This window comes from Streptomyces sp. NPDC048411 (assembly GCF_040704695.1).
In the GTDB taxonomy this organism is placed as follows: domain Bacteria; phylum Actinomycetota; class Actinomycetes; order Streptomycetales; family Streptomycetaceae; genus Streptomyces.
Genome location: NZ_JBEZKL010000198.1, coordinates 1 through 9,220, shown reverse-complemented (window position 1 = coordinate 9,220; position 9,220 = coordinate 1). Strand labels below are relative to the sequence as shown.

Here is a 9,220-nt window from a genome sequence, read left to right as displayed (position 1 = left end):
CGCCGCGGCGTCGGGGCCGCCGCGGCCTTCGCCCACCAGGCGCGCACCCTGGTCAGCCTGGGCGGCGGCGACTACGAAGCGGCCTACCGGCACGCGACCGCCCTCACCCCGGCGGGAACGCTGGCCCCCTACAGCGCGCACGCGTTGTGGGGGGTGTACGACCTGGTCGAGGCCGCGGTGCGGACCGGCCGGGACGACGAAGCCGCCGCGCATGTCCGGGCCTTGCGCGAGCTGGGGATCGCCCGGCTGTCCGACCGGTACGCGATGCTCGTCGCGGGCGCGGCGGGCCTGTGCGCTCCGGACGACGAAGCGGTCGCCCACTTCCGGCAGGCGCTGGCGGCGCCGGGGGCGGACCGCTGGGTCTTCGAGGCGGCGCGCATCCGGCTGGCGCTCGGCGAGCGGCTGCGGCGCACCAACGAGAAGAGCAGCGCACGCGAGCCGCTGACGGCAGCCTCGGAGGCGTTCGCCCGGCTCGGGGCCGCGCCCTGGGCCGAGCGGGCCCGCAAGGAGCTGCGCGCCACCGGGCAGCCCACCCGGCCCGGGACGACGCGGTCCGTGCTGACGCCGCAGGAGCTGGAGATCTCGCACCTGGCAGCGTCCGGCCTGACGAACAAGCAGATCGGCGAGCGCCTCTACCTGTCGCCCCGGACCGTCAGCGCCCACCTGTACCAGGTCTTCCCGAAGCTCGAGATCACCACGCGGGCGGCTCTGCGCGACGCACTGACCGCGCTGGACGACGAGGCCTGAGCACGGACCGTGCGGCCCCGGTGGGCCCGTCGACGGACGCTACGACCCGTTCACCCCGCCCGGGAACGGCTCGGCCTACCGAGGCATGTTCAGCAGCGAGTACAACCACCGCGTCTTCGACGTCGGCCACAACGTGCCGCAGGAGGGCCCGCAGGGCTTCACCCAGGCCGTCATCGACGCCGCGCGCTTGTGACCCCCCGGAACCCCATGACACGATCGACTGCTGTCTGGCCGAACAGCTGTGGGATGCCGCAGAATTCCAACGGGGGATCGTGTAATGAGCCTGACCGTCGGGCAGCCGGGGCGCTCCGGCGAACTGGTCGGCCGGTCCGAGGAACGCGCGAGACTGGCCCTCCTGATGGACGCTGTCCGCGCCGGGGCGAGCCAGGCGCTGGTCGTCCACGGTGATCCGGGCATCGGCAAGTCGGCCTTGCTGGACCATCTGACGGACCAGGCGGTGGGATACCGCGTGCTGCGCGTCGTCGGCGTGCAGTCGGAGATGGAACTCGTCTTCGCAGGCCTGCACCAGCTGTGCGCACCGCTGATGGGGCTGCTGGACCGGCTGCCGGTGCCGCAGCGCGACGCGCTGCGGACGGCGTTCGGGCTGAGCGACGCCGCTCCGCCCCAGCTGTTCCTGGTGGGACTGGCGGTCCTCGGACTGCTGTCGGAGGCCGCCGAGGAGCAGCCCCTGCTGTGCGTGGTCGACGACCACCATTGGCTGGACCGGGCGTCGTCCGGGGCGCTCGGGTTCGTCGCTCGGCGGCTGGCGGCGGACCCGGTCGGCCTGGTGTTCGGGACCAGGACTCCCGGCGGAGACCTGGCCGGCGTGCCGGAGCTGCGCCTGACCGGGTTGCCGGACGGGGACGCGCGGGACCTGCTGCACTCGGTGCTCTCCGGACCGCTGGACAAGCGCGTACGGGATCAGGTCGTGGCCGAGAGCGGCGGGAACCCGCTCGCCCTGCTGGAGTGGTTGCGGGGCGCGACGTGGACGCGGCTGGCGGGCGAGTTCGGCCTGCCGGACGCGGTGTCGTTGTCGGGACGGCTCGAGGAGGGCTTCCGCCGCGGGCTGGCTGAGCTGCCGTCCGAGACGCGGCACCTGCTGTTGCTGGCGGCAGCCGAACCGTCCGGTGAAGCGTCGCGGGTGTGGCGGGCCGCCGCGCAGCTGGGGATCCGCCTGCACGCCGTCACACCGGCGGTGGAGGCGGGCCTGGTCGACATGGCCACCCGAGTGCGGTTCCGTCATCCGCTGCTGCGGTCGGCCGCCTACCAGTTGGCATCGGCGGCGGAGCGGCAAGAGGCTCATCTGGCGCTGGTGGAGGCGACCGACCCGCAGACCGATCCCGACCGCCGGGCCTGGCACCGGGCGCAGGCGGCCGCCGGGCCGGACGAAGAGGTCGCGGCGGAGCTCGAGGCGTCGGCAGGCCGGGCCCTCGCCCGCGGTGGGCTGGCCGCGAGCGCCGCGTTCCTGCGGCGGGCGGTGCTGCTGAGTGACGACCCGGTACGCCGCACCGAGCGGATCCTGGCGGCCGCGGAGACCAGTCTGCAGGCGGGCGCGTTCGACACGGCCCTGGATCTGCTCGCGACGACGCAAGCCGGCGCGCTGGACAAGCTGCAAGGCGCCCGGGTGGACCTGCTGCGCGCCCACGTCAGCCTCGCCTCGGCATCGGACGGCCAGGCCCCGTCACTGCTGCTCGAGGCCGCCCGACGGCTGGAGCCGCTGGACCGCGACCTGGCCCGCGACACCTACATGACCGCGTGGATGGCGGCCGTGTTCACGGACGCTCGGACAGCCGGCACCGACATCGGAGAGATCCTCCGCGCCGCGCAGCACGCCCGGCCGGCGGAAAAGGGCCCAGCCACCGCCGACCGGCTCCTGGACGCCTTCACGTTGATGTTCACCGCGGGGCCGGCCGAAGCGGCACCGGCGCTCCGGGAGATCGTCGCCGTCTTCACGGGTCCGAACCTCGGCGCGACGGAGGCACTTCGCCTGGGCTGGTTCGCCCAGTCGGCGGCCAGCGCCCTGTGGGACCACGAGGCCTGGCACGCCATCCTCACCCGCCAGGTGCGGCTGGCCCGCGAGGCGGGTGCGCTCGACCGGTTGCCGATCATGCTGGCCTGCCTGGGCGTGGCCACCGTCTGGCAGGGGGACTTCGTGACGGCCGCCACGCTGGTCGCCGAGTCCGACGCGGTCTGCGGGGCGACCGGAACCACCATCGCCCCCTTCACCGCAGCCCTGCTCGGCGCGCTGCGCGGCGACGAGGACGAAGCCCTGCCGCTGATCACGGCCGCCGCCGCCGAGGCGCATGGCCAAGGACAGGGCGTCGCCGAGGCGTACGCCAACTGGACGGGCGCGATCCTGCACAACGGCCTCGGCCACTACGACCAGGCGCTGGCGCTGGCCGCCGCGGCCGCCGAGGACTCGCCCGGGCGGTACGTCTCGCTGTGGGCGCTGACCGAACTCATCGAGGCCGCCGTGGCCATCGGGCAGCCCGAGCCGGCCCGCGACGCCCTCGACCAGCTCGCACGTTCCACGCAAGCGAGCGGAACCGACTTCGCGCTGGGGGTCGAGGCACGCTCGCGGGCCCTGCTCAGCACCGGCGACGACGCGGAAACCCTGTACCGCGAGGCGATCGACCGGCTCGGCCGCACGACGCTCCGCCCCGAACTCGCCCGCGCCCACCTGCTCTACGGCGAGTGGCTGCGCCGCGAGAACCGCCGTGCGGACGCCCGCGCGGCGCTGCGCACCGCCCACGACATGCTGGCCGATATGGGCGTCGCGGCCTTCGCCGAACGCGCCCGCCGCGAACTGATGGCCATCGGCGAACGGGTCCGGCGCCCCAGCAGCGAGGCGACCGTCGCACTGACCGCCCAGGAAGCACTCATCGCCCGGCTCGCGGCCGACGGGCGTACCAACCCGGAGATCGGCGCCCAGCTCTTCATCAGCGCCCGCACCGTCGAGTGGCACCTGCGCAAGATCTTCACCAAGCTCGACATCAGGTCCCGGCGGGAACTCGCCGCGGCGCTTGCTCAGCTCGGCTGAGGCCGGGCTCCGCCGCGCAGCCGCCACTGCGCGCAGGAGCGCGGCCGATCCACAGTCGGATGACCGATGTGAGCCGACACGAGCGCGGACAGGCTGGGTGGGAGTCGGGAGCATTCGCCCCGCGTCCGTGCAGACTTCCGCCCTGGGAATCGCCATGCCCTACATCACGGTCGGCCACGACGACAGTGCCGTGGCCGAGCTCTACTACAACGACCACGGAACCGGGCAGCCCGTGATCCTGGTCCATGACTACCCGCTCGACAGCCGCAGCTGGCACCGGCAGGTCCCGGCGCTGCTGGCCGCCGGCTACCGGGTGATCACCTACGACCGCCGAGGGTTCGGACGCTCGTCGCACGCCGCGGGCGGGTACGACTACGACACCTTGGCCGCAGATCTGGACTCGCTGCTCACCGAACTGGACTTGACCGAAGCCGTTCTGGTCGGCCATGCCGCGGGGACCGGCGAAATCACACGCTACTTGGGCGCCTACGGCACGGCCCGGGTGGCCAAGGCGGTCTTCCTGGCCACCATGACCCCGTACCTGCTGCGCACTGCCGAGACGCCGCACGGCGTCGAACTGTCCACCTTCGACGCGCTGATGGCCGAGGCACGCCAGGACCCCCAAGCCTGTTTCGCCGCTCTCCGCCACGACTTCTTCAACATCGACGAGAACCTCGGCACCAGGCTCGCCGCCGAGGCGGCGGACGCCTTCCTGGAGATCGCCGCCGCCGCATCCCCCCGGGCATGCGTCGCGGTGATCCCGAGCTGGATCACCGACTTCCGAGACGACATCGCCACCATCGACACCCCGGCGCTGATCGTCCACGGTACCCACGACCGCCTGCTCCCGATCGACGCCACCAGCCGGCCCCTGCGCGCGCTGCTGCCGCAGGCCGCTTACGTCGAAATCCCCGCCGCGCCGCACGGCCTGCTGTGGACGCATGCCGACGAGGTCAACGAGGCACTGTTGGGCTTCCTGGCGGGCTGAACGCCGCGCCGGGAACGCAGCGGCCCGGGACGGTAGGTGTCTCGTCCGTGCCCGTCCGGCTGAGTCGGTCAGGCAATGCAGTCACACGACTGATTCACCGCCGAACCAGCCCGCCCCATCCTCGGATCCAGGCAGAAGCACAATCCGCGGCCTGCGACCCCTGATCGGCCGCGGCGTCCGGACACCCCGGAGGCCCCCCGTGAAGATCCACGTCAAGCCCCTGCTGACGCTGTGGGAGTGGCAGGACCACGCGGCCTGCCGCGGGATGGACAGCACGGTCTTCTTCTCTCCGCCGGGAGAACGAGGCGCGACGCGGGCACAGCGCGAGGAGAACGCCCTTGCCGTGTGCAGCCGATGCCCCGTTCAAAACCCTTGCGGACGCTTCGCCGTCACGACGGGCCGGCGCTACGTGGTCCGGGGCAGCGTCACAGAGATGGACCTCAAGGCGGACCCGCGCGTCCCGGACGCTGGCTGGCACGCACGTGGGCCATGGTGCCGCAGGACAGCGAGAGCGACTGGATCGACTGAGACGGCGAACTCGGCCGCCTGCTCCGCCGACGCCGACCCGTCCAGTCTCCGGCGGACGCCCCAACGGGCCCTGACCAACACGACCCCAGTCGAATGACTGTGCCGTTACGGAAGGTACGGAGAGCAGTCGCTCGACGGATGCGGCGCCGGCGTCGTCTTCACCACACTCGGTTCCATGCAAAAGAGCCGCCGCATCGTAGCGAGTTGCCGCGGAGCGGCTGTCAGCGCAGGTTTTCATTGCTTGGACACCACCGGCTAGTGGAGGCGGAAATGAGCAGCGACGAAACAGGCAGCGAGAGCATGGGCACCCCGCCGGTGCAGCCCGGGGAGATGCGGCTCGAGGTCGTGGTGCTGCCGGTGTCGGACGTCGACCGGGCCAAGGGGTTCTACGAGATGCTGGGCTGGCGGCTCGACGCCGACTTCCCCGTCCACGACGGTTACCGGGTGGTTCAGCTGACGCCGCCCGGCTCGCCTTGCTCGATCATCTTCGGCGAGGGGGTCACGACCGCCGCGCCCGGTTCATCGCAGGGCCTGCAGTTGTCGGTGTACGACATCGACGCCGCGCGGGCCGAGCTCGTCAAGCGCGGGGCCGACGTCAGCGAGGTGTTCCACGACGCGACAGGGATCTTCCGCCACGCAGGGACCGAGGGGCGGCTGGACGGGGCCGCTCCGGACCACGCCGACTACGGGTCGTTCGTTTCCTTCAGCGACCCGGACGGAAACGGCTGGCTGCTCCAGGAGATCAAGACCCGCCTCCCTGGGCGCTGACGCGTCAGATCCCCACCCCGAGACCCAGGAGAACCCCGATGCCCATGTCCTACGAATCAGTGGAAGACCTCGCGGCGGCGCTGCGCCGGGCGGCCGAAGCCCACGGCCGGCACGAGGAGCGGACCGGCCAGGAGGACCCCGACTGGCCGGACTGGTACGCCCTCTATATGGTGCGTGAGCGCGCCGGCCAGGAGCTGCCGGGATGACCGGGCACTACGACGTGATTGTTGTCGGCGGCGGTTCCCCGGGCGAGCACTGCGCGGGCGCGCTGGCCGATGGCGGTCTACGCGTCGCGGTCGTGGAGCGCGAGCTGGTCGGCGGGGAGTGCTCCTACTGGGCGTGCATCCCCTCCAAGACACTGCTGCGGCCCGGCGAGGCCGTGCAGGGCGCACGCGAGGCGGCGGCGACCGCGGAGGTCGACATCGCGGCCGCATTGGCCTGGCGTGACTTCATGGTGTCGGACTACTCCGACGCCGGGCAGGCGCGTTGGCTCGCCGACCACGAGATCGACTTGCTGCGTGGCAGCGCGCGGCTCGCCGGTCCGGGCGTCGTCGAGGTCGGCGGCGTGGCCTACACGGCCGACCATGTGGTGCTGGCTAACGGCGCCGAGCCCTTCATCCCACCCGTCCCCGGGCTGCACGAGCTCGACGGCGTGTGGACGAGCCGCGAGGCCACTGCCATGAAGACGGTCCCGCGCCGCCTGATCATCCTGGGCGCCGGGCCCGTCGGAGTGGAAATGGCCCAGGCCGTACGCCGGCTCGGTGGCGAGGCGGCCATCGCCGACATCTCCGCGCACATCCTCGGCCGCGAACCCGCGCCCCTGGGGGAAGCGCTCGGCGAGGCGCTGCGCCGCGACGGCGTCGAACTCGTACTCTCGGCGAACACGACCGCCGCACGCCGCGACGGCGACGACTACGTCCTGGAGTTCGCCGACGGGCGGGAGCTGCGCGGCGACAAGCTGCTCGTCGCCACCGGGAGACGCCCGCGCGTGCACGGCATCGGCCTGGAAAGCGTCGGCATCGAGCCGGATCCCCGGGGTGTCCCGGTCGACGCGCACCTCCGCGCCGGGGAACGCCTTTGGGCGATCGGCGACGTCACCGGCCTGTGGCCGCTCACCCATGTCGGCAAGTACCAGGGCCGCGTGGTCGCGGCGAACATCCTGGGGCAGTCGCGTACGGCGGACTACACGGCCGTACCGCGCGTCGTCTACACCGACCCGCAGGCCGCAGCGGTGGGCTCGGCGGACGGCCGGTTCAGCGCCACGATCCCGATCTCCGAGGTCGCGAAGACGGCGACGTACACCCACGCGTACGCCGAGAGCACCGGCTTCCTCACCCTGGTCAGCGACGGCGAACGCCTGACCGGCGGCTATGCGCTCGGCCCGGAGGCAGGCGAGTGGCTGCAGCAGGCAACGCTGGCCATCCGGGCGCAGGTGCCCTTGGACGTCCTGATCGACACGATCCAGCCGTTCCCCACCTTCTCCGAGATCTACACCGCCACGCTCAAAGCCCTCCGCGCCGAGATCGCGGCAGCAGGCACCGCCATGTGAAAGGTCCCGCAGCCCGGGCGTCCGCGACCGGGCCCCTCCCCGCTGCCCGCGGTGCGGCGGCTCGCACTGTCGTGATGCCGAGCCACCGCAACACCGTCTTGCACGGTTTTCCGAGGGCGATCCTGACCAGATTCTCGTTCGAGAGACAATTCGGAGGAAATATGTTCAACAAATGGAGAAGATTCCGGCTGGCCGCAATGGCGCTCATAGCCGCCTGCGCTGTCGTTCTCGGAATGACGGCGCCGGCTTCGGCCGGGATCCAGGGTTTTCCCGGCGAGGAGGGTCAATACCATCCGGTGACCTACTCGGGCGGGCAGATCCATAGCCGTAGCGTCGAAGGGGAAGCACGCGATGACCGCGGCAACATCCTTCATGTGTGGCGCGGCGGGGACAACGACAACATCTGGATCTCGTTGAGCAACGGACCCGCATACCCGCTGCCTGCAACGGCGGGGTCGCCCGATCATGCGCAGACGTGGGCCGCCCCGACGGTGATCTGGACAGACGACGGGTACCGCGGGAACTTCCGGATCTTCCACACCGGTACGGACGGCCATATCTACCAGCACCGTATCCAGCTCACCACCGCCTACCAGCTGCCGGCAACGCTGCCCTACGCGACGCAGATCCCCAATAACGCGCGAACCAACACTCCACAGCCCGTGGCGGCCGCCGCGCTTCCAGGCAACTCCTACATGCTCGCCTGGAACAGCCAGACCAACAACGACATCTGGACGATGTTCTACGACGGCACCACCACGACCTTCCAGTCTCCCCAGGTGGTTCCGAATGCCCAGAGCGTCAAGGCGCCGGCACTCGCCGCTCAGGTGACCGACGGTAAAGATTCCGGTCCCTGGAACCAGGTCGTTCTCGCCTTCACAGGCCTCGACGAGCACGTTTATATGGCGCGGCAGCAGTACGGGACTTCCACCTGGACAAATCCGAAGTGGACCGAGGCCTGGACGCGCAATTCCCCATCCGTCGCGCTCTCCGGAAGTGGCTATGGCGTGATCACCCTCACGGGATATGATTTCTATGTGGACAGCCTGCTGATCAAACGGAATGGGGAGGTCTCGGGTCTTTACGACGATGCCACCCTCTTTCAGTGGACAGATAACTCCCCGCTGGCCGTGATAAGCGGAAACTCTGTCTACTACGTCCGTAACGGTGGCGTCAGCAGTGGACTCTGGTGGAAGTTTGTCACCGATTTCGGGTCCTGGGCCACGCCTCCGGCCCCGCAGTGGTGAGACCGGGAAAGGTATCGGGTCCAGGACTTCGGCGTAGCCGGACGACGTCCGAGTCGCCGCGATCTGCCATCCCAGCGAGGACCTGAAAGCCTGGCAGGCACGGGCCGGGAAGATCATGGAGTTCTCAACGCCCCGTGGTCCGAACCGTGTCCGCCACACCCCAGCCCTGCACGGGCCTTCGCACCTCAGCGGTGCATCCCGCCCGGCCACAAAAGGCCCACGGCTCCTGCGTGATCACCCGGTCCTGACACCGACGCCCAGCGTCGGTGTCAGGTCCCACCGGGGGGGAACCCGGTGGTGGGCCAGTGGATGCGATATCGCCCCCAAACCCGCAAAAGAGCTTATCAAATATA

8 protein-coding genes are annotated in these 9,220 nt (G+C 70.9%); all 8 read left to right on the top strand.

The annotated features are described in order from the left end of the window. On the top strand, positions 1 to 747 hold a 747-nt coding region (locus AB0915_RS36380; protein ID WP_366695268.1), incomplete at its 5' end, for a LuxR C-terminal-related transcriptional regulator. Between the two features lie 277 nt (positions 748 to 1,024). Further along, entirely contained in the window at positions 1,025 to 3,787 is a 2,763-nt protein-coding gene (locus AB0915_RS36375) for an AAA family ATPase (RefSeq protein ID WP_366695266.1), read from the top strand. A gap of 154 nt (positions 3,788 to 3,941) precedes the next feature. Beyond that, entirely contained in the window at positions 3,942 to 4,775 is an 834-nt protein-coding gene (locus AB0915_RS36370) for an alpha/beta hydrolase (RefSeq protein ID WP_366695270.1), read from the top strand. A 199-nt stretch (positions 4,776 to 4,974) separates the two neighbouring features. Further along, a complete protein-coding gene (locus AB0915_RS36365; protein WP_366695264.1) occupies positions 4,975 to 5,400 on the top strand; it encodes a WhiB family transcriptional regulator in 426 nt (141 codons plus the stop codon). Between the two features lie 173 nt (positions 5,401 to 5,573). Then, positions 5,574 to 6,071 (top strand): VOC family protein, encoded by a 498-nt coding sequence (locus AB0915_RS36360; protein ID WP_366695262.1) that lies wholly within the window; start codon positions 5,574 to 5,576, stop codon positions 6,069 to 6,071. 44 nt (positions 6,072 to 6,115) lie between these two features. Then, a complete protein-coding gene (locus AB0915_RS36355) occupies positions 6,116 to 6,277 on the top strand; it encodes a hypothetical protein (RefSeq protein ID WP_366695260.1) in 162 nt (53 codons plus the stop codon). Beyond that, a complete protein-coding gene (locus AB0915_RS36350; RefSeq protein WP_366695258.1) occupies positions 6,274 to 7,620 on the top strand; it encodes an NAD(P)/FAD-dependent oxidoreductase in 1,347 nt (448 codons plus the stop codon). Before AB0915_RS36355 ends, AB0915_RS36350 begins: the two co-directional genes overlap by 4 nt. Before the next feature lie 161 nt (positions 7,621 to 7,781). Beyond that, the gene (locus AB0915_RS36345; protein WP_366695256.1) at positions 7,782 to 8,867 is read left to right on the top strand and encodes a hypothetical protein; all 1,086 of its coding nucleotides are present in this window, start codon (positions 7,782 to 7,784) and stop codon (positions 8,865 to 8,867) included. Positions 8,868 to 9,220: the final 353 nt, after the last annotated feature.

Excerpts from the sequence above, each read along its gene's own strand:
- AB0915_RS36375 (WP_366695266.1), top strand. The coding sequence starts at position 1,025 with ATGAGCCTGACCGTCGGGCAGCCGGGGCGCTCCGGCGAACTGGTCGGC.
- AB0915_RS36370 (WP_366695270.1), top strand. The coding sequence starts at position 3,942 with ATGCCCTACATCACGGTCGGCCACGACGACAGTGCCGTGGCCGAGCTC.
- AB0915_RS36360 (WP_366695262.1), top strand. The coding sequence starts at position 5,574 with ATGAGCAGCGACGAAACAGGCAGCGAGAGCATGGGCACCCCGCCGGTG.
- AB0915_RS36355 (WP_366695260.1), top strand. The coding sequence starts at position 6,116 with ATGTCCTACGAATCAGTGGAAGACCTCGCGGCGGCGCTGCGCCGGGCG.
- AB0915_RS36350 (WP_366695258.1), top strand. The coding sequence starts at position 6,274 with ATGACCGGGCACTACGACGTGATTGTTGTCGGCGGCGGTTCCCCGGGC.
- AB0915_RS36345 (WP_366695256.1), top strand. The coding sequence starts at position 7,782 with ATGTTCAACAAATGGAGAAGATTCCGGCTGGCCGCAATGGCGCTCATA.